Raw genomic sequence first — 22,083 nt, forward strand, 5'->3', positions numbered from 1 at the left:
CAATGGCGGATTTTCGCGCCACTCTCGCTGACGCTGCGCCTGACGCGGCGTTGCCGCCGCCGCTCGCCGCATTGTGGTGGGCAAAGAAGGGCGATTGGGACCAGGCGCACCGCATCGTGATGAATGAGAGCGACGCCAACTCGGCCTGGGTGCATGCCCATCTGCATCGCGTCGAGGGCGATCTCGGCAATGCCGGCTACTGGTATCGCCGGGCCGGCCAGCCGGTCGCAAAGGACGCGCTCGAGGCCGAGTGGGAGCGGATTGTTTCCGCGCTTCTGGCCTGACGTACTGGTGCCGGACGTTGGTGTCTTGGCACCGCGAGCATTAACCGTGTTTCGGCCGCCATGCCGCCGCCCAGATTGGCCGTGATAGGCTGGTGGAACGGGGCGGGGGCCAGTGGCAAAGAGAGTATTCGTGCGTGGGTCGGGCATAGGGGGATGGCTGTCAGCACTGCTGGTGGCCGTGGTGGCAGCGGGCCTTGCCGGCTGCGCTTCCGTCTATAATCTGCCCGGCAATGTGCCGCTCGGTGCCGCGCTCGCCGACAACAGCAGCGCCCGCGAAATTCCACCTTACGAAGATGACCTGCTGCTGGCGCTGTCGTTCTCCGGCGGCGGCACGCGCGCCGCGGCGTTCTCGTTCGGCGTGCTGGAAGAACTCGACCGGGTGCGCTCCAGCGCCGCCGGCACCAAGACGCTGCTCGACCGCGTCGACTTCGTCTCGGGCGTCTCCGGCGGATCGGTCACCGCCGCCTATTTCGGATTGAAGCGGCGCGCGGCGCTCGCCGATTTCCGCGAACGCTTCCTGCTGCGCAATGCCGAGGAGGGACTGAAGACCAGGATCTCGCTCGGCAATATCGGGCGCGCGCTGGGCGGCGGCGTCAACGACAGCCAGTTCACCGACTGGCTCGACCAGAACCTGTTCGACGGTGCGCGGTTCGAGGCATTGCCCGACGATCGCCGGCCGCGGGTGTGGATCAACGCGTCCGACATCTACAACCGCACGCCGTTCGTGTTCGGCAAGACCTCGTTCGACGCGCTGTGCAGCGACATCCGCTCTTATCGTGTCGCAGAGGCCGTGGCGGCATCTGCCGCGGTGCCGCTGGCATTCGCCCCGATCGTGCTGCAAACCTATCCCGGCGGCTGCGCCGCCCCGCTGCCGCCCTGGTACGATCGGGTGCGCAACGATCCGAACGCGCAACCGTTGCTGCGGTCCTATGCCGAGGCCCAGGCGCGCTACCGCGACGGCTCGATGCGCTACGTCAAGCTGCTCGATGGCGGGCTGGTCGACAATTACGGGCTGTCGGCGCTCAGCATCGGTCTGCTCGCCGCGCAGCGTCCTTACGAGCCGCTCGACGAGCGACAGGCGGCCAAGCTGAAGCGCATCCTGTTCCTGGTGGTCGATGCCGGCCGCGGCGTCTCCGGCGATTTCGTGCAGACGCTCGAAGGACCGAACGGTGTCGAGCTGGTGTCCGCGGCCGCCGACACCGCGATCGATGCCAGCGTGCGCTCGAGCTACGCCGCCTTCACGTCGCTCGCCAGCGACTGGTCGGGCAAGCTGAAGCGCTGGCGCTGCGGCCTGTCGGCGGCGGATCGGAGCCGGCTCGGCGTCGGCGCCGGCTGGAAGTGCGGCGACGTCACGATCTATGTCGAGCGGCTCGGCTTCGACCGGCTGGGACCGGAACGCGCCGGTATCCTGAACGCCATCGCGACGCGGCTGTCGCTGCCGCCGGAGCAGGTCGACCAGCTGATCGTGGGCGGCGCGGACGCGCTGCGCGCCAGCAAGGCCTACCAGCAGTTCCGGCGCGGGCTCTGATCCGCACTCATGCGCTGGCGCGGGGTCTCAAGGGACCGCAAAGGGGACAGTAAGCCCGCTTGACTGGCGCGGTCGGTTGCGCGAAGCCCAATCCATCCCAGATATGACTTTTATCCGGAAACCGAGATCCATGACCGCAGCTGCCGCCCCGCATAAACTGATCAAGAGCGCCACCGGCGATTGGGAGGTCGTGATCGGCATGGAGGTCCATGCCCAGGTCACCTCGAACTCAAAGCTGTTCTCCGGCGCATCGACCGCGTTCGGCGGCGAGCCGAACTCCCATGTCTCGCTGGTCGATGCCGCGATGCCGGGCATGCTGCCTGTGATCAACGAGGAGTGCGTCCGCCAGGCGGTGCTCACCGGTCTCGGGCTGAATGCGAAGATCAATTTGCGCTCGGTGTTCGACCGCAAGAACTATTTCTATCCGGACTCGCCGCAGGGCTACCAGATCAGCCAGTACAAGTCGCCGATCGTGGGTGAGGGCGAGGTATCGCTCGAGCTCGACGGCGGCCGCAGCGTCACCATCGGGATCGAGCGGCTGCACCTGGAACAGGACGCCGGCAAGCTGCTGCACGATCAGTCGCCGACGATGTCCTATGTCGACCTCAACCGGTGCGGTGTCGCGCTGATGGAGATCGTCTCCAAGCCCGACATCCGCGACGCCGAGCAGGCCAAGGCCTACGTCACCAAGCTGCGCTCGATCCTGCGCTACCTCGGCACCTGCGACGGCGACATGGAGAAGGGCAGCCTGCGCGCCGACGTCAACGTCTCGGTGCGCCGTTACGGCGAGACCGCGTTCGGCACCCGCTGCGAAATCAAGAACATGAACTCGATCAACTTCATCGGCCAGGCGATTGAGTACGAGGCACGGCGCCAGATCGAGATCATCGAGGATGGCGGCTCGATCGACCAGGAAACCCGGCTGTTCGACCCGAACAAGGGCGAGACGCGCTCGATGCGTTCCAAGGAAGAGGCGCACGACTATCGCTACTTCCCGGATCCCGATCTGTTGCCGCTCGAGTTCACCCAGGCCTTCGTCGACGACCTCAAGGCGCAGCTGCCGGAACTGCCGGACCAGAAGCGGTCCCGTTTTGTTACGGGCTTCGGCCTGTCGCCCTATGACGCAAGCGTGCTGGTCGCCGAGCGCGAGAGCGCGGAGTTCTACGAGACGGTGCTTGCAGGCCTTGCCGACAAGGCGCGCGACGGCAAGCTCGCCGCCAACTGGGTGATCAACGAGCTGTTCGGCCGTCTGAACAAGGAGAGCGTTGCGATCGCGGCCTCGCCGGTGTCGGCGCAGCAGCTCGCAGCGATCGTCGATCTGATCGGCGAGGGAACGATTTCCGGCAAGATCGCCAAGGGCTTGTTCGAGATCGTCTGGCAGGAGGGCGGCGATCCGCGCGCACTCGTCGAGACGCGCGGCATGAAGCAGGTCACCGACCTCGGCGCGATCGAGAAGGTGGTCGACGACATCATCGCGGCCAATCCCGACAAGGTCGAGCAGGCAAAGGCGAAGCCGCAACTGGTCGGCTGGTTCGTCGGTCAGGTGATGAAGTCGTCGGGCGGCAAGGCGAACCCGCAGGCGGTCAACGACCTCTTGAAGTCGAAGCTCGGCATCTGAACCAACAGGACAATGATGTTGTCCTTGGCGCATGATCCGACCGGATCATGCTCCCGTGCGATCACCTTCGGCTTCGTCGCGCGCGCGTGAACGCGGCGTGATCCCAGCTCACAGCCTCCCGCGACGGCGCACTGACGCCCTCGACGCCGAATCGGCGAAGCTGCGATTCGTTCGCGAAACCGGCTCGGATGACCGCAAACGAGGCAAAAGCCGTCTTTCCCACGAAAATTTTTTCATTGCCAAAAATTACGACTCGGCGTCCGCGACGCGCCGCTTTTCGTCGCCGCTCGCGACTCAGCGCAACGACGCTCGCGCGTCGATCGCTTCAATGCGAATTCAATGAAAGCCTACAATACAAGGCATTTCCTGCAACGTTGACAAATGCCGATGTCGACAGCTGTTGCACTTCTTGCATCGTCGCGCGAATGCATCGCCGATTTGAACTGCGCCGCGCGCTGCGTGCGCTGCCATCGCTGCGTCAACACTTCCTTAAGCGGGACACTGTTTTTTTCGGTCTGTTGGTGTATTCGGGAAGTAGTGCATATCGATTCCCGAGTGCACGCAGCGAACTAGAGAGCCATCTCACATACTGGAGGGCAACATGGCTAAGAAGGCAAAGAAGGCGAAGAAGGTTAAGAAGGCGAAGAGCGCGGTGAAGAAGACTGCGAAGAAGACCCGCAAGGTCGCCAAGAAGAAGTAAGCCTCTCGCCTTGAGAGGATTGCCGGCGGCTTGACGCCGGCACGTCGCGAGAGCCAGCGGACGGACTGCTGAGAGGCACATCCCACCCCCAAGGCTCTGGCTGACGAAAGAGGGTGTCGGCGAGACATCAGGTCAAACGGCTGGATCGAATTTCGGAGAGGGCGACCTTCCCAAAACCGGTCCGGCAGAAGAAACAGAGATTTCTTCGTTCGGTGCGGGACCCGCTTGGTTCCGCAATTTCACCGGCGACAATGCCGACTGAAATCTGGTCCTGACGTGTTCGCCGACCCCCTCGTTCCGGCGGCTTGCGCAGTCCGCGCCCCGGCAACCATCTTCCCATTTCCAGTTCTGGTCCGACGTCAGGCTTCACGGCCTCGCGTGGCATGCGCGCGCGTACCCGGCTGCACGCCGTTCGGCGGATCGCTCGCGGTCACACCACCCCTTCGGTCAATCTCGAGACTGACTGCCCGCCGGGTCGGCGGGCATGCGCGGGCCATTGTCCGCCATGGTTATCGTTGTCCGAAACACCACGGTAAACCGGCGTTCACGAATACGCAGAAATGCCTGCGGCACAGGCACTTCTGCGATTCAGCGCAGCGCCTCCGGCGGCGCCGGTTTACATCCCGTTCATCGCGATACTTAAACCGCTCTTCAAATTTGATGGGCCATGATCATCCCCACAAGCCGGCAAACGGCGAGCGAATAACGGGACGTTTGAACAGTGGACGGGGGCCGCGCTCGGGGGAGGGCGGCCAACAACAAAAAGGGGAATGACGATAATGTTTCAGGGGGTCATCGATCAGGAAAGCGCGGTCCCGGTTGCTGCGACTGCAATCCAGGACGTGCTGTTCGAGCGCGGCATGTATTGGGCGAGCGGCCGTTCCGGCGTGGTCAACCTCGTCGCGGCGCACAAATGGTTCAACCTGGCGGCGCTCAAGGGACGTACCGACGCGATCGCGCACCGCCGCGAAGTCGCCGAGCAGATGTCCGATGTCGAGATCGCGGCTGCCCAGCGCGAAGCCCGCGCCTGGATGACGACGCATTAGGTTTCGTTTGGCGCGTTTTCTCCGCGCGAACCGGTAACCGCTTCGCGCGAAAACGCCCAAGCCTAGCAGCTCTCGAGCCGGGAGCCTCGGCTCCCTCGCTCCACCTAGAACCAGTATCGCGCGGCGTAGAGCACGGTCATCGCCGCTCCCGCCACAATGACGAACTGGCGGACGATGGTCGCGGGAAGCACCCGGATCAGGTGACCTCCCGCATAGCCGCCGGCCATGGCGCCGAGCAGCATGACCCACGTCTCCGGCCAGCGCACCGCTCCCTGCACGATGAAGATCGCTGTGGCGGCGAGCGACACGCAGGTCGCAAGCAGGTTCTTCAACGCCTTGATCGCCCTGATATCGTTGGGCTCCGTGACCGACAGCGCCGCGGTCAGGATGACGCCGAGCCCGGCGCCGAAGAACCCGCCATAGACACATGCCAGTCCCAGCACGGCAGCGCTCGCCCGGGTCGAGGGCAGGGTCGCGGTCTTCTGCTGCCCGATGGTCCAGCTCTGGATATGCGGCGCGAAGGCAAACAACAGCGTCGCGAAGCCGATCAGGGCCGGCACCGGCAGCACGAATAGCCGCTCGGGAAGCAGCAGCAGGACGCCGGCGCCGATCGCGCCGCCGAGCGTCGAGACGAGGACGAGGCTGATCGTGCGCCGTGTCGGCGGCGGCAGCTTGCCGCGATCGGCGAGCGCGGCGATCAGATGCCCCGGCGAGATCGCCACCGCGTTCGATGCGTTGGCGATGATCGCCGGCAAGCCCGCCGCGAGCATCGCCGGAAACGTGATCAGCGTCGCGCCGCCCGCCAAGGCGTTGATGATGCCTCCCGCGATACCGGCGGCGAACAGCAGAAGGCCTGTCTGGATATCCATGCGTCACCCAATTCGAGGGTGAGCAGGCTAGCGGGCGGGGCCGCGGTCCGTCTGGAACGTCTGTGACGCCGCTTCAGTCACGCCAATAGACGCCCGGTGTGGTGCCAAAGGTGCGGCGGAACAGACGGGTGAGGTGGCTCTGGTCGGAGAAGCCCGCATCGACCGCAACCATCGCGATCGGATCGCCGGCGCGCAGCAGCTGTCGCGCAAAATTGAGCCGGGCGAGCAGGCGGAACGCATGCGGCGCGACGCCGAGCTCGCGCCTCACCATGCGGCTGAACCCTTCGCGGCTTCGCCCGAAGCCTGCGGCGATCTCGCAGATCGGCTCGAGGCTCTCCTTCAGAGCGGCGCCGAGCCTTGTCCGGCCGGCGAGCCCGGCCGATGGAGACGGCTCGCGCGCGCCGATGTCGCCCGCGATATCGAGGATGTACTCGGGCGATATCTCCTCGACGCGTCGAAAGCGCCCCTCAACGCGGATGATCCGGACCGACGAGGCGGCGCGGCTGGCCGGAAAATAAGCATTGAGGCAAACCGTCTCCTCGTCCGGTGTCGGTAGCGGCGCATGCAACATTCCGGCGGGAATGAGCGCGGCATGGCCGGCGGGCACAGTTACGGTGGTGCCGTCGATGCGAAAGGCGCGCAACCCCGACAGCACCAGCACGATCTGGCTCTCGTCATGAAAGTGCGGCTTGAGGCCGAGCGAACCGGCGCCGTGCCACGATGCCAGCTCGACGATGCCGTCACGGTCGGCTCGCCGATAGGTCCAGGCATTGGTCATGGCGAAGCGTGGGGTCACAGAGGTCTCGAACCGAGGAGGCGGTGATCCCCGAGCCTAGCACTGATGTCACCGGCCGTCATAGCGACGTCAATGCTGCGTGACCGAGCCAATCGGCGAGGCGGTTCGCATCGTCGCGGCAGCGATGAGGGCGGCGACGAGGTTGGCGGCTGCGCTGATCGCCACCGGAATGAAGTAACTGTGGCTGATATCGAAGGCGAAGCCGGCGGCGCTCGGACCCAGCAGCGTCCCGAACGCGACGCTGGTGTAGAGGATGCCGATGATGCCGCCGACATTGCGGCCGCCGAAATGGTCGGTGACCACGGCGGGCAGGATCGCGACCCAGCCGCCATAGAACACGCCGAACAGCAGCGCGAACACTGTGAGCGACCAGAAAGTGCCTGCGATCGCCCAGATCGCGAGCGCGGCGGCCATGCCGAGATACATCGCAATCAGGAACGCATCGCGCCCCATCCTGTCGGCGATGCCGCCGAGGAAGAACCGGCCGGCGGTGCTGCCGACACCGATCATTCCGAGCAGCAGCACGGCAAGCGCCGGCGCCACCTGATGATCGATCGCGAACGGCACCAGGTGCACGAAGGGCACGAACACGCCGAACGCGCTGATCAGGCAGGCCGCGTAGAGCCCGGCGAAGCGGGCGGTTCGGACCGCACCGAGGATCGAAACGCCTTGGCGGAGTGCCGTGCTTGAAGCCGCCTCAAGCGGATCACCGTCCGGTCCGGTGCCGTAGCGGCGCGGATCATCCGCGATCAGCAGCGATGCGCCGATCCCGGCGACGGCGGCGACGACGCCCAGCACGACGTAGGCATCGCGCCAGCCGAAGCTCGCGATCAGCCAGGTCGCGAGCGGCGGCATCACCAGCGTCCCGACCCCGATCCCGCTGACCGCGAGGCCCGATGCAAAACCGCGCCGCCGAACGAACCAGCGCTGCACGGCGCCCAAGGTCGGGACATAGGCGCAACCGACGCCGGCGCCGATGCCGATGCTGTAGGCGGCGTAGACCTGAAGGATGGTCTGCGCCTGTCCGGCGAGCACCATGCCGAGGCCGACGAGGGTCATTCCGAGGACCGCGAGCCTGCGTGCGCCCCAGCGATCGGCAAGCGCACCGGAGACGATGCCGAGACCAAAATACAGGAAGCCCGCGAAGGAGAACACCAGCGACACCGCGCCGCGTGAGGCGCCGAACTCCCGTTGCAAGGACTCGACAAAGGACGAGAACGTGTAGGCGCTGCCGAAGCCGATGAAGGTCACGACGAAAGCCGCCGCGACGACAATCCAGCCGTAGAACGGCTTTGCTCGCTGATAACCGGCGTGCATGACGGCGTCCCTCACGATCGTTCTCCCTGCGGCGCGCGACCGCCAGCCTTGGCCGGCGGGTAAAGCAGCATCTGCGTGCAACGAAACAGCGCGATGGTCTTGCCGGTCGACTCGCTGCGGATTTCGGCATCCCACACCTGGGTGGTGCGGCCGGCGTGAACGAGGCGCGCGTCGCAGCTCACGCCGCCTTCGCGCGCTGCGCCGATGAAGTTCGTCTTCAACTCTCCGGTGGCGAAGCCGATCGCGCCCTCCGGTAAGGAGGCGAGGCAGCCGAACCCGCATGCAGTGTCCGCCAACGCGACGATGCTTGCGCCATGCAGCAGCCCGTGCGGCGAGAAGTGCTTCGCTGAGATCTCGAAGCGACCGCTGATGTGGCCGCGTCCGGCATTGAGCCATCGGAAGTCGAGCAGGCCGGGCAGGCTGCCGGATTGCGATTCGTTGATGCGATCGACGAGTTGGTTGGGATGGCCGTCTGCAGCGACCTCGTGCAGAGCGAGTGTGTTTGGGACGTCAATCATGTCCTGGTTCCATCAGTCCTGGCTTCATCAAAGGAACCGAAAGCAGCTGGCGAACGCCGGAACGAAAGATTAGATGATCTAATCTTATTGGTTCGACTTTCTCTGCGTTGACGCGGCTTTCAGCGTTAAGATAGCTGATAGAGCGCCTGGGACGTCGGATTGGCAAACCAGATTTGCTACGCAATTGAGATTAGAAGATCTAAATCATGGAAAACCGGCTTCCGCCCCTGAACGCGCTCAAAGCATTCGAATCCGCCGCCCGCCATCTCTCGGTGAAGCTCGCGGCCGAGGAGCTGTACGTGACGCCGGGCGCGGTCAGCCAGATGCTCAAGACGCTGGAGGCGCATCTCGGCGTCAAGCTGTTCGAGCGGGTGCCGCGCGGCATCTATCTCACCGACGCCGGACGCGACTATCTGCCGTCGATCCGCAATGCGTTTCGCCAGATCGCGGAGGCATCGCGCCGCGTCGCTGCATCCGTTGATGTCGGCACGCTGACGGTGAGCGTCACGCCGTTCTTTGCGTCGGCCTGGTTGGTGCCGCGCATGACGTCGTTTCAGAACACCCATCCCGAGATCGATCTGCAGATCGTCACCAGCAACACGCTGATCGATTTCTCGCGCAGCGGCATCGACGTCGCGGTGCGCCACGGCCTCGGCCGCTATCCGGGGCTGCGCAGCGACCGCGTCGTGACAGTCGAGATGGTGGTGGTGGCCGCGCCGTCGCTGGTTGCGCGTCTCGGCCGGCCGGCATCTCCCGGCGACCTCGCGACCTGGCCGCAGGTGCATGACGCCGATCGCAAGGGCTGGAGCCTGTGGTTTCAGGCCAACGGCATCGCGGAGGTGCGCGCGCCGCGCGGACCGTCGTTCGATGACAGCAGTCTGCTGCTGAAGGCCGTGCTGACCGGGCAGGGCGCTGGGCTGCTGCCGGCGGCGATGGTCGCAAGCGAGATCGAGAGCGGAGAACTGGTCCAGCTGCTGGAGACCGCACATCTGGAAGAGTTCGCGTATTATCTCCTCTGCCCCGACAACAGGCAGTCGCTTCCGAAGATCACGGCATTCAGGGAATGGATCCTGGGGCCGGCGGCGCAGTCGGTGCCTGCGGAGCGCTAGTTCTTCGCCTCGACGACTTACCGATAGAAAGCGTTCGGCGGCACGCCAAAATGCCGGCGGAACATCGCGGTGAAGGCGCTCTGGCTGGCATAGCCGGCATCGAGCGCGACATCGACCACCCGCGCGCCGCGCGCGAGGCGTTCGAGCGCGAACAGCAGACGCGCCTGCTGACGCCATTCGCCGAACGTCATGCCGGTTTCCCTGGCGAACAGACGATGGATCGTCTTCGACGTCAACCTCAAGCGGTTTGCCCACTGCTCGGCGGTGGAGGCATCGTCCGGGCGGCTCACCAGCGTCGCGCAGATCCGCGCGAGCCTTTGGTCGCGCGGCATCGGCAGATGCAACGGCAGCACATCGACCTCGCGCAACTGGTCGAGCAGCACGTGCATCAGGCGCTCGTCCGAGGTCGCAGGCGCGTAGTCCAGCGGCACGCGCATCGCGGCGACGAACAATTCGCGCAGCAGCGGCGAGACCGTGAACACGCAGCTGGTCTGCGGTAGATCGGGAGCCGCGCCGGCATCGACGAACACGGTGCGGATCTTGACCGCGCCGCACATGCGGACCTCGTGCTCGAGTCCTGCGACCAGCCACACCGCACGATTGGGCGGCACCACCCAGGTGCCCTCGGCACAGCGCACGATCATCACGCCCTCGATCGCGTAGAGCAGCTGGCCGCGCGGATGCGCGTGCAGGCCGGTCGACGCGCCGCTCGGATAGTCGATCTCCATCGCCGCCATCGGCCGCGCCGTGGCGTGATAGTCGAGGTGCCGCGTGATCAGCTCGTCCAACACTTCCTCATTTCATGTCCCAATCTCGCTAGGTGACGTCACTCTAGCGTGAGACGGACGTTGGCGCGACAAGTAGTTGCTGGTGGGTCTTTCACCAACGCGCTGCCAAGGTCATGTTCAAGCAGAAAGCCGCACTTCTCTATCCCTTCGTTGCCATCGTCCTGTGGGCGGGCAACGTCATCGTCTCCCGTCTCTCGGCGCACACGATCGGTCCGCAGGCGATCACCTTCTATCGTCTGCTGGTCGCGGTCCTGCTGATGTCTCCGTTCGTGGCGCACGGAGCCTGGCGCAATCGTCTCGCGATCTGGCCGCATCTCGGGCCACTCGCGATCCTCGGCTTCCTGGCGATGTGCCTGTTCCAGAGCCTGTCGTACCTCGCGGCCGAGACCACGACCGCGACCAACATGGCGGTGTTCACAGCCTTGACGCCGCTCCTGACCGTTGGCCTCAGTGCCGCGCTGCTCGGCGAGCAGCCGACGCTCGGCATGATCTGCGGCGCGCCGCTGTCGTTTGCCGGCCTCGTCTATCTCGTCAGCGGCGGCGACTTGTCTTCGCTGTTGCAGAACGGCGTGCATGCGGGCGACGCGTTGATGCTGCTCGCCGCGATCGTCTACGCGTTGTACGGCGTGCTGCTGAAGCGCTGGAATCTGCCGATCACCGGGTGGCAGTCGACCTACATGCAGGCGCTGTGTGCGCTGGCGGTGATGTTTCCCGCATTTCTCGCAACGCCGGCGCCGCTGCGGCAGGTCAACGCCGCAACGCTGCCGCTGATCATCTATGCCGGCGCGCTGGCCTCGGTGGTGCTGCCGTTCCTGTGGATCCGCGGTGTCGCGCAGCTCGGCCCGAACCGCTGCGCGATCTTCATGAACCTGTTGCCGGTGCTGACCGCCGCGGCCGCGATCGTGATGCTGGGCGAGCCGGTGAAGCCATTCCATGTCATCGGCGGCGGCCTCGCGCTACTCGGCGTCGCTTGCGCACAGGCCTTTCCGCGGCCGCTGCGCGCGGCGCGGCAAGGGCTGGGGCCTCTCGGGCACTCGTGAGGGACGGAATGGTGTCGTTGAAGGTCACCATTCCCGCGATCAGCGATCAAGGTCGGGTGCTCGATCAAGGTCGGGTGCTTCTCGACCCGTCTTGATCATGCCGGCGCCGGCAGCAGTCTCGTCTCGCTCGGCGGCAACAGGTCAATCGCGCGCTCGGCTCGCGAGGTGAAATAGTCCCAGGCCTTCTCGTGCCCGAAATAAACGAACGGACCAAGTATGAAGCCGCTGGCCGACAGGATCGTCGCTTCCGTGATGTTCCGTACCACCACATAGTTGGTGGTGAAGTCGACCACGGTTGCGATCGTGCGGTAGGTGATGGTCTTGGCGAGGGCGCGGCTGATCGTGACGCTGCCGTCGGCTGATTGAGCGTCCTCTGCCGGCGGTGCAAGCGCGCGCAGGGCGACCGGGGTATCAGACGATCTGAAGTAGTTCCAGGCGGCTTCGTGGGCCAGATAGAACAGAGGGCCGGCGACCAGGTTGAAGGATGACAGACCGGCCGCGGTGGCGAGTTCACCGATCACCAGATAGTTCGTGGTGAAGTCGAGGCTGGTGACGATGACGCGGAATGTGATGGTCTTGGCGACGGTGCGCCCAAGCGCGAGCTTCGGCAGCAGCGTCAACGGCAGCTTGACCGGGAGCTGGTTCAGCAAGGACGCGGAGCGCGCAGAATTTTGACGCGCGGTCGCAACCGATTTTCGATTGCGGCGACGCAAGCCGGGCAGAATGTTGGGAGCGAGCATGGCTGCGCCGCCAATCAGGAGGCCAGGAACCAGCGCGACCTCGATCAGGGCCGCGCCCACAATGACTGCAACCCCTATCGTCACGTATTGCTTCATCGCCTGACCCTCGGTGGCCCAGATTGGCGACGAGGATAGCCGTGTTGCGTATAAGAAAAATGTCACATTCCGGCGTCGCGGCCCGGCGGTCTCGCCGTTTTGATCGCATGCGAGAGGCCACGGCAGAATAGAGCGCTGGGTTCAGTGATCACCTGTTCGATGAAGCGGAGTGATCCCGATGCGTGCTGGCTTGCGTTCTTCCTTGGCCTTGACGTTGCCCCTTGTGATTCTGTGGACTGCGGTTGCCGATGCCGCGACGGCACATCACCGCCGCGTACGACCGCACCTCATCATCCGCCCAAGTGAACAGGTGGCTCCTCCGACCTGGTACAGGTATCCGGGCTTCGGGCCGATCCCGCCGGGCGAGAACAGAAATCTCGATCCGTCGACGCGCGGCGGCGGCTGAGGTCGATCAGGGGCGCGCCGAATGCTGTCCGGCGGCGTCTTCGATTCGATCGGGTGGTTGGCCAGGGGAGGCCAAGGTCTTGAGCGTGGCGGAGAGGGAGGGATTCGAACCCTCGATACAGCTTGAGACCGTATGACGCTTTAGCAAAGCGTTGCCTTCAGCCACTCGGCCACCTCTCCGGTGGCGCCGATATGCCCGACTGGACGCTGAGCCGCAAGCGGCAGATTCAGATTGCGACAAGGTGATTTGGTGGCAGCTCCACGGCTGGCCGCCTCGGGATGGCCGTCGAGCCTTTATATAGGGCGCCGATTGGGGAGCTCGGGTCAGCGATAGCGCAGAAAAACCAAGCTAAAACAATGGCTTGAATGGATGTTGGGTGGCGATGGCAAGTCGCCTGTCGCGGGCCTGTTGAAAACCGGTCGCGCCGGCTCACTCCGCGCTGGTGCCGCGGTGCAGGTCGGCCTCGATCTGCAATCTGGTGCCGCCGCCGAAGCGGGCGCGGTAGACCTGCAGGTTCTCCATGATCCGCTGGACGTAGTTCCGCGTCTCCGAGAACGGAATCAGCTCGACCCAGTCGACCGCGTCGACCTTGGGGTCGCGCGGATCGCCGTAGCGCTCGATCCACTTCTTCACGCTGCCCCGGCCGGCATTGTAGGCGGCGAAGGTCAGGATGTAGGAGCCGCGATAGTCCTCGAGCAGGCCGCCGAGCTCGGCCGCGCCGAGCATCGCATTGTAGACCGGATCGGTCTTCATCCGGTTGAGGTCGAAGCCGATGCCGGCGCGCTTGCAGACATAGCGTCCGGCGTCCGGCGTCACCTGCATCAGGCCATAGGCCTGCGCCGGCGACACCACGGCGGGATTGAACGCGCTCTCCTGGCGCGCAATCGCGTAGACGACGCTCTGTTCGACCTCGGGCCCGACCTGGCGGAACGACGGGATGCCGTTCACCGGATAGGCGTAGTGGTCGAACGGCAGTCCGCGGTTGAGTGCCGACTTGCCCATCAGCAGCATGCCGCGGGCGTCGCCATTGCGCGCGGTCAGCTCGCCGAGGCCGGCCAGCGCTTCCGGATCGCCATTGTCGCCCATGTCGCTAAAGATCGGAATCGCGAGCTCGCGCGCGTCGATTTCGTAGAGCAGCCCGACTGCGCGCACGATCTCCAGCCGATCGGCACCGCGGCCGCGCGGCGCGCTGTTCAGCTCGATCTGCGGCAAGCCGAGTTTTGCGCGCGCGAGCTGACCGTAATAGCTGGTCGACTGCTCGGCCGCGCGTGCATAGGCGGCGCGCGCCTCCTGGCCGCGGCCGGCGGCTTCCGCGGCGCGGCCCTGCCAATAGCCGGCACGCGCCAGCGCAGTCGGGTTGGCGCTGCCGACGCCGATCCGCGCGAAGTGCTGGGCGGCGAGGGAGGGATCGTCGAGAAAGCGCAGCGCGATCCAGCCTGCGGTGAATTCCTGCTCGGTCTTGTAGATGTCGCGGGCGGGCAGTGCCGCGTCGCGCGCGATCAGATAGGCGGTGCGAAACTCGTTGACGTCGATCATCTTGCGCGCCAGCAGGCGGCGCTCGACCCACCATTCGTCGACGTTGTAGAGACGCGAGGCCTCCTTCGGTGCGCTCAGCATCAGCCGGGCGGCCTCCGTGAATTTCTCTTCGCGGCGGAGCAGCTGGATCTTGGCGAACAGATAGCCGGTGTCGCCGGACAGGTCACTCGGGACCGCTTCCAGCAGCGCACGCAGGTTCGAGCCCTTGCGGTTGGCCGCGATGCGCGCCTTGGCAAGTGCCAGATAGCCGGAGCCGAGACGCTTGGCCGCGCGGATGCCGGCGGCCTCGTTGTCGGTGCCGTAGAGCATGGTGTCCATGCGCGCCTTGTGGTCGCCGGCGGTCAGGAACGAGCCGAACAGATCGAGCGCGGTGGTTTCGGTGTCCTCGCTCATCGGGTCGTTGCGCCAGGCTTCGCGCACCAAACGTTCGGCATTGCCGCGGTCACCGCGGCCGATCATCACCTTGGCGAGTGCGAGCCGGCCCTTGGCCGAGACCGGCGATTCATTCTGGAACCAGGCCCAGACTGTGGAGTCGTCGCGATGGTCGTCCCATAGCGATGCTTCGATGCGGCGGCGCAGGAAGGTCTGTGACGGCCAGCTCGGATTGGCGTCAAGGAAGGCGCGGTAGCGCTCGACCGAAGCGCCATTGTCCTCGCTGCGCAGGATCAGCCATTCTGCAAGCTTGCGCGCCACCGGATCGGAGATCGAGGCTTCAGCCTCGGTGGCATCAGAAGGCCTGCGCTTGCGCAGCAACTCGACGACGCTGGCAAGCGCGTCCTTGTCCGACTGCGACGTCGATGATGTTGCAGCCACCGCGGCAGGCAGCACCGGCTTGCGCACGATCGGCGCGGCATGCTGGCGGGTTGCCGGAACCAGCGCGGGGGCGGCGGCGCGGGCAGGCGCCGGCTTGTTCGTCGGCAGACTTCCTGTTGCGGCCGGGGAGGCGGGCTTGGATGCCGTGGTCTTGGACTCGGTCGTCTTGGACGCAGTGGCCTTCGACGTCGTGCCCTTGGCTTCGGTGGTCTTCGCGGCCGTTGCCTTGGGAGCGTCGGTCTTGGCAGAAGCGGCCTTGGCGCCGTCGGTCTTGACCGCACTCGACCTGGAGGAGGTCGTCTTTGCCGCGTCGGTATGCTTGGCTTCGCTCTTCTTGCTTTCGCTCTTCTTGGCTTCGCCGTTCTTGGCTGCTGCCGGCTTTGAGCCAGCCACCTTGGAACCCGTGCTCCTTGCAGCCGTATCCTGAGCAGCCGGCTTTGCGGCCGGAACATCCTCGGCGGCCTGAACATCGGGCGTGATGGCGGCAAGGCCGACCACCAGCGCCAGGCTCGTCGCCAGCGCCGTCGACCGCAATGTGCCTGCGCGAACGGAACGGATCACAGAAGTCCTCTGCGGCCCCGAATCAACCGGTCGTTTGGGCCATGGGTTCTTATTTGATTGAAAACGTAGACAAAATACTAAGAAGCCTGCCGGTGCGGCTGTTTGCGCCAGCACAACGGCAAAATCGCGGCTGGACGCGGTATTGCGCGCCGCAGATTACCGTTGGGAATAGGTACGGTACGGCCCTTTCGCCTGTCGGCCAGACCCGATATGAATTGCCCTTCATGGCGTTTCGCATCAACCGGGTGCCGGTTGCACGGACGTGAAGCACGACAACAACAAGGGTCCGTCGACCTAGCCTTTAGCCTGAAGCGTTTGGAGGAAGTCCATGGCAGCCAAGACAAAATTCCGGGGATCATTCACTGCCTTGGTGACGCCCTTCAAAAACGGCTCGGTCGATGAGGCGGCGTTCCGCGGCCTCGTGAACTGGCAGATCGCCGAGGGTACGCACGGCCTGGTGCCGGTCGGCACCACGGGTGAGAGCCCGACGCTGAGCCATGACGAGCACAAGCGCGTGGTCGAGTGGTGCATCGAGGAGGCCAAGGGCCGGGTGCCCGTGATCGCCGGTGCCGGCTCGAATTCGACCAAGGAGGCGATCGAGCTCGCCGAGCACGCCGAGAAGGCCGGCGCCAACGCCGTGCTGGTGGTGACGCCGTACTACAACAAGCCAACCCAGGAAGGCATGTACCAGCACTTCAAGGCGATCAACGATGCGATCGGGATTCCGATCATCATCTACAACATCCCGCCGCGCTCGGTGATCGACATGTCGGTCGACACCATGAAGCGGCTGTTCGAGCTGAAGAACATCGCCGGCGTCAAGGACGCGACCGCCAGCATGGTGCGTGTGTCGCAGCAGCGCGCGGCGATGGGCGAGGACTTCAACCAGCTGTCCGGCGAGGACGCCACCATCATCGGCTACATGGCGCATGGCGGCCATGGCTGCATCTCGGTCACCTCGAACGTCGCGCCGCGGCTGTGCTCCGAGTTCCAGACCGCCTGGCAGAAGGGCGATGTCACCACCGCGTTGAAGATCCATGACAAGCTGATGCCGCTGCACACCAACCTGTTCATCGAGAGCAATCCCGCGCCGGTGAAGTATGCGATGTCGCTGCTCGGCAAGCTGGACGAGAAGCTGCGCCTGCCGATGGTGCCGGTCTCTGAATCGACCCGCCAGGCCGTCCGCAGCGCCATGGTGCATGCCGGCCTGATCAACTGAACCGGGACCGTGCCGCCGTGAATGATGCCGTACGCAATGTCGAACAGAAGGGGATGGGGATGCTGAAGGAATTCCGCGAATTCGCCATGAAGGGCAATGTCGTCGACCTCGCCGTCGGCGTCATCATCGGTGCAGCCTTCGGCGCGATCGTCACCTCGCTGGTGGGCGACATCATCATGCCGATCATCGGCGCGATCACCGGTGGTCTCGACTTCTCCAACTACTTCACCGGGCTTTCCAAGGCGGTCACCGCAACCAACCTGGCCGACGCCAAGAAGCAGGGCGCGGTGCTGGCCTGGGGCAACTTCCTGACGCTGACGCTGAACTTCCTGATCATCGCCTTCGTCCTGTTCCTGGTCATTCGCGCCATGAACCAGTTCAAGCGCAAGGATGAGGCCAAGCCCGCCGAACCGCCGAAGCCGTCCGACGAGGTCGTGCTGCTGACGGAAATCCGCGACCTCCTCAAGAAGAGCTAAAGTGGCCGACAAGAACGAACGCCCGATCAAGGTTGTCGCCGAAAACCGAAAGGCCCGCTTCAACTACGCCATCGAGGACACGATCGAGGCCGGCATCTCGCTGACCGGCACCGAGGTGAAGTCGATCCGCAGCGGCAAGAGCACGATCGCGGAATCCTATGCGGATTCCAAGAACGGCGAGCTGTGGCTGATCAACGCCAACATCCCGGAATATCTCCAGGCCAACCGCTTCAACCACGAGCCGAAGCGGCCGCGAAAGCTGCTGCTGCATCGCAAGCAGATCAACAAGCTGCTCGGGGCGGTCGACCGCGAGGGCATGACGCTCATTCCGCTAAAACTGTACTTCAATGAGCGCGGCCGTGCCAAACTGCTGCTCGCGATCGCCAAGGGCAAGAAGCTGCACGACAAGCGCGAGAGCGAGAAGAAGCGCGACTGGTCCCGCGAAAAGGGCCGCTTGTTGCGGGCGCGGGGGTAGCGTTCAAGTCGTCATTTCGGATGACGACGGATGGAGATGGGCCGATGAGCCAAGGCAGCCTCACCGACGTTGACTGGAGCAAGATCCCGGCGCCGAAGGACGATGGCGGCGCGGCGCACCTCTCGGGCATGACGATCCCGCCCGTGACCTTGCGGGCCACCAACGACACGTCGGTGACGCTGTCGGCGCTCGAGGGTCGCACCGTGGTGTTCGCCTATCCGCGAACCGGCGAGCCCGGCAAGATCGGGCTGGTCGACGATTGGGACATGATCCCGGGTGCGCGCGGCTGTACGCCGCAGACCTGCGCCTTCCGCGACCTGTTCGCCGAGCTGAAGGCCGCCGGTGCCGCGCAGGTGTTCGGGCTGTCGACGCAAAGCAATGACTATCAGATCGAGATGGCGTCGCGCCTGCATTTGCCGTTCCCGGTGCTGTCGGACGAGGCGCTCGAACTCACCCACGCGCTGAGGTTGCCGACGATGTCGGTGGCGGGCCTGACCCTGATCAAGCGGCTGGCGCTTGTGATCGACGACGCCCGCATCACGCACGTGTTCTATCCGGTGTTCCCACCCGACCGGAACGCCGGCGACGTGCTGGAATGGCTGAAGGACAATCCGCGGAAGAACTAGCTGGAGCAGTCGTCGCAGGGAGCGCTGCTAAAATATCGAAAACAACCCCATGCAAAGCAGCCGGCAGCGGCCGGCGTTCGACCAAGCAACTTGACACGTCGGGCAACTCAGGGGTACTTTTCTAGTATTCCGAAATTTCGCTGATGTCCTCAGCCCCGCAGGCCGTCGCTTATGGCATTTGCGGGGTTCTGCAACTGGCGTCAGGACAATCCGATCGTTCGTTAGAACACGTCGATCGTCGGGAAGCGGGGGTCGCCGGTTAGGCAATCCCAGAGATAGACCGCCAGACCGACGTCGCCGGTCCATAACGAATAGCGGCCGCGTCCGAGCTCCGACCTTGCTTCGCGGCATTGGGCGATGGCCGTCATCGCGAACGATCGTGCCCGTTCAAGCCAATGGGCGTCGCCGATCCGGCGGAACAGCTTCAGGAAGGCGTAGCCGTTGCCGCCTGTGCCGTGACAGAGGTTGGAGCCCTTGCTGAGCGGGCCGGCGTTCCAGGTAAAGTCGCCGCCCTGCCGGAGCAACTCGTCCAGCTCACGCGATTGCAAGGGCGCGTCGGCAAACGTCGTGACCATGCCTGGTGCGCCGTGGCAGTGCTGGCACAGACGCGCGGTGCCGCCGGCGACGGCCGGCCAGTTGATGCCTGCGGCGGTTCGCCACGCGTTCCGTGTCAGGGTCTGCGGCATGATCGTGGTCAGCGACGCGCGCTGCTCTTCTTCCAGCCAGCTCCAGCCGCGCAGCAACGGGATCATGTTCCCGGCATAGCCGTGCACGGGACCAAGCCAACGGTGATGATGACCGTACAGATCCTGTCGCCACAGCGGTCCCAGCTCGGTGTCTTCCAGCTCGGACAAGAGCCGAGCCGCCTGCATCTTGAACAGGGCGCGCCAACGCTCTTCACCGGTCATCTCGTGCATGTGGATGCAAGCCAGCATTGAGCCGGGCATGCCCCACATCAGTTCGCGGATTGGGAGCGAACTGTTTGCTTCGGCGCGGTCATAGATTTGAGAGGCGACTGCAGCGTCGGGTTGCAGCCGCATCACGAGGAGGAGACTGCCAAGATCGCCGAACAGGAGTGATCCGTGTGCCGAGTAATCCCGTTCTGCGAACTCGGCCCTGTTGTTCTCGATCAGCCGCGGCAGGATCGGACTGAAATCGAATGAGGCCTTCGTCGCCCCAACCCACTTGAGATAGTTGAGCGCCCAGATCATCCCTGTGGCACCGAAGTAGAAGCTCGCGGTGCCGTCCGGCAAGCCGTCATCACTTGGGTGTGCCGGCCAGAAGTCCACGGGGTCAAAGCCGGCGAGCGCGTCGGCAACGATCTCCCCGATTGCCGTCGTCACCTCGTCCGCGTCCCAGTCGATAGGACGCAACGGCACGTATGGATTGTCCGGCATGGTGCTCCCACGCTTCGTCAGGTCTCCAGATCCCTGCGCACTGTCGCGAACACCTTGCGGAACATGTCGGTCGTCAGCACGCCTGTGTTCGTGTTGTAGCGCGAGCAGTGGTAGCTGTCGTAGAGCTTGTACTTGCCGACGCTATGCACGGCGCCGTGCACAAACGGCGCCGCGGCCAGGCGAACGCCCAATGCCTTCAGGGTCGATTCGTGGGCGATGCGTCCGAGCAGCACGATGGCCCACACCTTCGGCATCGCAGCGATGGTGGCGCTGAGGAACTGCCGGCAGGTGTTGATCTCGGCCGGCAGCGGCTTGTTCTGCGGCGGCACACAGCGCACCGCGTTGCTGATCCGGCTGTCGACCAGCGTCAGGCCATCGTCCGGCCGCGCCTGATAGACGCCGCTGGCGAAGCCATATTCGAGCAGGGTCGCATAGAGCAGGTCCCCGGCGTAGTCGCCGGTGAAGGGACGGCCGGTCCGGTTGGCGCCCTGCATACCGGGCGCAAGGCCGACGATCAGCAACCGCGCGTTCGGATCGCCGAACGACTCCACCGGGGAGTTGAACCAGTCCGGGTTGCGCGCGCGGGCTTCTGCGCGGAAGTTGGCCAGCCTTGGACAGAGCTGGCAGTTGCTGTCGGGACGCTGCGGTGCGGCGACGAGATTACTCGTCGAAATCGTCATCGGCTCCCCGTGGGGCCATCGTGGTCGCGCGCTGCAGGAATTGCGGGGAGTGGTGACGCGGTTCGCGCGGCGCCGGCCGTTCGGACGGATCGCGGCCAAGCTTGGATTGCAGCTCGACCAGGTCGGTGAAGACGTCGGCCTGGCGGCGCAGCTCGTCGGCGATCATCGGCGGCTGGCTGGCAATCGTGGAGATCACGGTGACGCGAACGCCACGACGCTGCACGGCCTCGACCAGCGAGCGGAAATCGCCGTCGCCGGAAAACAGAATCATCTGATCGATGTGCTCGGCAAGTTCCATGGCATCGACGGCGAGCTCGATGTCCATATTGCCCTTCACCTTGCGGCGGCCGCTGGCGTCGATGAATTCCTTGGTCGCCTTGGTGACGACGGTGTAGCCGTTGTAGTCGAGCCAGTCGATCAACGGACGGATCGACGAATACTCCTGATCCTCGATGATCGCCGTGTAGTAGAATGCTCGCAGCAGTGTTCCTCGGCTCTGGAATTCCTTGAGGAGGCGTTTGTAGTCGATGTCGAAGCCGAGGGTCTTTGCGGTTGCATAAAGATTGGCTCCGTCGATGAAGAGCGCGATCTTGTTGGAAACAGGTGACGACATCAAAGTGTTCTCGCGTAGTTGTTAGTGTTCTTAGCGCAACGACGACCGACCGCGCGCAATTTCCAGCGTTGCTGCCTAAAGTTCAGTGAATCTTTCCCTACGACAATCACCACCGCAATTATGGTGAGGCGAGGGCAAAAAGCCTAGACTTTTGACATTGCAATGAAGAGATTTACTTGTCTGGGACGGCAACCTAGCCATGTCGTCAGACGCTCCGGCCCTTCTGGCCCCGGCGGACCGGGTTATCAGAGCCTGTTGGGAAGGCAAATCACAAATTTTACCTTGCGAAACCGGGACTAGCCCTATAACTAACCCTCATAACCTACATGTTCGGTCCCTTTTACCACGGAGCGCCTCGAGATGGCTCGCGTCACCGTCGAAGATTGCATTGATAAGGTCGACAATCGCTTCGACCTCGTCCTGTTGGCTGCGCATCGCGCCCGGATGATCTCGTCGGGGTCGCAACTCACGGTTGATCGCGACAACGACAAGAACCCGGTCGTTTCGTTGCGCGAGATCGCCGATTCGACGATCTCGCCGGAAGACCTCAAGGAGGAACTGGTACACTCCCTGCAGAAGTTCGTCGAGGTGGACGAGCCCGAGCCGGACACTGTGCCGCTGATCGGTTCCGCTGGTGCCAGCGTTGACGCCGACGACACCGAGGTCGCGGTCGAGCGCATGACCGAGGAAGAGCTGCTGAAGGGCCTCGAAGGCCTCGCTCCCCCGGAAGAGCAGCCCGAGGAAGACGAGTAAGCCCGTCGTTCAGCTGCCTCGTTTGGAACGGATTTGAAAAAGGCCCGGACATTGCTCCGGGCCTTTGCTTTTGTTGACA

The 22,083-nt window shown here is 64.5% G+C and carries 21 protein-coding genes and 1 tRNA gene; 11 read left to right on the forward strand and 11 right to left on the reverse strand.

The genetic code is table 11. The annotated features are described in order from the left end of the window. Positions 1–2: 2 nt before the first annotated feature. The 4 genes from ACTUWL_RS31805 to ACTUWL_RS31820 all read left to right on the forward strand — a co-directional run bounded on the left by ACTUWL_RS31805 (position 3) and on the right by ACTUWL_RS31820 (position 5,176). On the forward strand, positions 3–284 hold the full coding sequence (locus tag ACTUWL_RS31805; protein ID WP_021078338.1) for a hypothetical protein: 282 nt from the start codon (positions 3–5) through the stop codon (positions 282–284). 166 nt (positions 285–450) lie between these two features. Next, positions 451–1,812, forward strand: coding sequence for a patatin-like phospholipase family protein (locus ACTUWL_RS31810; protein WP_106940215.1), 1,362 nt, complete (start codon positions 451–453; stop codon positions 1,810–1,812). Between the two features lie 130 nt (positions 1,813–1,942). Further along, positions 1,943–3,430 (forward strand): Asp-tRNA(Asn)/Glu-tRNA(Gln) amidotransferase subunit GatB, encoded by a 1,488-nt coding sequence (gene gatB / locus ACTUWL_RS31815; protein ID WP_021078340.1) that lies wholly within the window; start codon positions 1,943–1,945, stop codon positions 3,428–3,430. 1,479 nt (positions 3,431–4,909) lie between these two features. Continuing rightward, entirely contained in the window at positions 4,910–5,176 is a 267-nt protein-coding gene (locus ACTUWL_RS31820) for a hypothetical protein (protein ID WP_021078341.1), read from the forward strand. Positions 5,177–5,280: 104 nt separating this feature from the next. Here the strand turns inward: ACTUWL_RS31820 and ACTUWL_RS31825 are convergent, their stop codons facing one another. The 4 genes from ACTUWL_RS31825 to ACTUWL_RS31840 all read right to left on the reverse strand — a co-directional run bounded on the left by ACTUWL_RS31825 (position 5,281) and on the right by ACTUWL_RS31840 (position 8,676). Further along, the gene (locus tag ACTUWL_RS31825; RefSeq protein WP_021078342.1) at positions 5,281–6,045 is read right to left on the reverse strand and encodes a sulfite exporter TauE/SafE family protein; all 765 of its coding nucleotides are present in this window, start codon (positions 6,043–6,045) and stop codon (positions 5,281–5,283) included. A gap of 73 nt (positions 6,046–6,118) precedes the next feature. Then, positions 6,119–6,841, reverse strand: coding sequence for a helix-turn-helix transcriptional regulator (locus ACTUWL_RS31830; RefSeq protein WP_035650934.1), 723 nt, complete (start codon positions 6,839–6,841; stop codon positions 6,119–6,121). Between the two features lie 69 nt (positions 6,842–6,910). Further along, complete coding sequence (locus ACTUWL_RS31835) at positions 6,911–8,158, reverse strand: MFS transporter (RefSeq protein ID WP_021078344.1); 1,248 nt, start codon at positions 8,156–8,158, stop codon at positions 6,911–6,913. 11 nt (positions 8,159–8,169) lie between these two features. After that, positions 8,170–8,676, reverse strand: coding sequence for a PaaI family thioesterase (locus tag ACTUWL_RS31840; RefSeq protein WP_021078345.1), 507 nt, complete (start codon positions 8,674–8,676; stop codon positions 8,170–8,172). Positions 8,677–8,882: 206 nt separating this feature from the next. Between ACTUWL_RS31840 and gcvA the strand changes: the two genes are divergently transcribed. After that, positions 8,883–9,785 (forward strand): transcriptional regulator GcvA, encoded by a 903-nt coding sequence (gene gcvA, locus ACTUWL_RS31845; RefSeq protein WP_021078346.1) that lies wholly within the window; start codon positions 8,883–8,885, stop codon positions 9,783–9,785. Between the two features lie 17 nt (positions 9,786–9,802). On the opposite strand, the gene ACTUWL_RS31850 is transcribed toward gcvA, so the two are convergent. Continuing rightward, positions 9,803–10,573, reverse strand: a complete 771-nt coding sequence (locus ACTUWL_RS31850) for an AraC family transcriptional regulator (RefSeq protein WP_021078347.1) — start codon at positions 10,571–10,573, stop codon at positions 9,803–9,805. Between the two features lie 113 nt (positions 10,574–10,686). On the opposite strand from ACTUWL_RS31850, the gene ACTUWL_RS31855 reads away from it, so the two are divergent. After that, positions 10,687–11,613, forward strand: a complete 927-nt coding sequence (locus ACTUWL_RS31855) for a DMT family transporter (RefSeq protein WP_021078348.1) — start codon at positions 10,687–10,689, stop codon at positions 11,611–11,613. Positions 11,614–11,708: 95 nt separating this feature from the next. Here the strand turns inward: ACTUWL_RS31855 and ACTUWL_RS31860 are convergent, their stop codons facing one another. The 3 genes from ACTUWL_RS31860 to ACTUWL_RS31870 form a co-directional block, all read right to left on the reverse strand. After that, complete coding sequence (locus ACTUWL_RS31860) at positions 11,709–12,263, reverse strand: DUF2061 domain-containing protein (RefSeq protein ID WP_158267766.1); 555 nt, start codon at positions 12,261–12,263, stop codon at positions 11,709–11,711. 678 nt (positions 12,264–12,941) lie between these two features. Continuing rightward, positions 12,942–13,034 (reverse strand) — tRNA-Ser (locus ACTUWL_RS31865). A 250-nt stretch (positions 13,035–13,284) separates the two neighbouring features. Then, positions 13,285–15,765 (reverse strand): transglycosylase SLT domain-containing protein, encoded by a 2,481-nt coding sequence (locus ACTUWL_RS31870; protein ID WP_021078350.1) that lies wholly within the window; start codon positions 15,763–15,765, stop codon positions 13,285–13,287. A 328-nt stretch (positions 15,766–16,093) separates the two neighbouring features. On the opposite strand from ACTUWL_RS31870, the gene dapA reads away from it, so the two are divergent. The 4 genes from dapA to ACTUWL_RS31890 are packed head-to-tail and all read left to right on the forward strand — an operon-like array spanning position 16,094 to position 18,561. Next, positions 16,094–16,984, forward strand: a complete 891-nt coding sequence (gene dapA / locus ACTUWL_RS31875; RefSeq protein ID WP_021078351.1) for a 4-hydroxy-tetrahydrodipicolinate synthase — start codon at positions 16,094–16,096, stop codon at positions 16,982–16,984. Between the two features lie 59 nt (positions 16,985–17,043). Next, the gene (mscL, locus tag ACTUWL_RS31880) at positions 17,044–17,460 is read left to right on the forward strand and encodes a large conductance mechanosensitive channel protein MscL (protein WP_035650973.1); all 417 of its coding nucleotides are present in this window, start codon (positions 17,044–17,046) and stop codon (positions 17,458–17,460) included. 1 nt (position 17,461) lies between these two features. After that, positions 17,462–17,935: an SsrA-binding protein SmpB gene (smpB, locus tag ACTUWL_RS31885; RefSeq protein WP_021078353.1), complete on the forward strand. Its 474-nt coding sequence runs from the start codon at positions 17,462–17,464 to the stop codon at positions 17,933–17,935. A 44-nt stretch (positions 17,936–17,979) separates the two neighbouring features. Next, on the forward strand, positions 17,980–18,561 hold the full coding sequence (locus ACTUWL_RS31890) for a peroxiredoxin (RefSeq protein WP_021078354.1): 582 nt from the start codon (positions 17,980–17,982) through the stop codon (positions 18,559–18,561). 221 nt (positions 18,562–18,782) lie between these two features. Here the strand turns inward: ACTUWL_RS31890 and ACTUWL_RS31895 are convergent, their stop codons facing one another. Genes ACTUWL_RS31895 through ACTUWL_RS31905 form a run of 3 tightly spaced genes read right to left on the reverse strand, consistent with a single transcriptional unit; the run spans position 18,783 to position 21,251 of the window. Continuing rightward, entirely contained in the window at positions 18,783–19,958 is a 1,176-nt protein-coding gene (locus ACTUWL_RS31895; RefSeq protein ID WP_021078355.1) for a lanthionine synthetase C family protein, read from the reverse strand. Between the two features lie 17 nt (positions 19,959–19,975). Next, positions 19,976–20,638 carry a uracil-DNA glycosylase gene (locus ACTUWL_RS31900; protein ID WP_021078356.1) on the reverse strand — a complete coding sequence of 221 codons (663 nt, stop codon included), beginning with the start codon at positions 20,636–20,638 and terminating at the stop codon, positions 19,976–19,978. Next, on the reverse strand, positions 20,619–21,251 hold the full coding sequence (locus ACTUWL_RS31905) for a LabA-like NYN domain-containing protein (RefSeq protein ID WP_016844002.1): 633 nt from the start codon (positions 21,249–21,251) through the stop codon (positions 20,619–20,621). Before ACTUWL_RS31905 ends, ACTUWL_RS31900 begins: the two co-directional genes overlap by 20 nt. A 360-nt stretch (positions 21,252–21,611) precedes the next feature. Between ACTUWL_RS31905 and rpoZ the strand changes: the two genes are divergently transcribed. Further along, positions 21,612–22,004 (forward strand): DNA-directed RNA polymerase subunit omega, encoded by a 393-nt coding sequence (gene rpoZ, locus ACTUWL_RS31910; RefSeq protein ID WP_016844003.1) that lies wholly within the window; start codon positions 21,612–21,614, stop codon positions 22,002–22,004. The last annotated feature ends 79 nt before the right edge of the window (positions 22,005–22,083 follow it).

The organism is Bradyrhizobium sp. WCU1 (assembly GCF_053474805.1).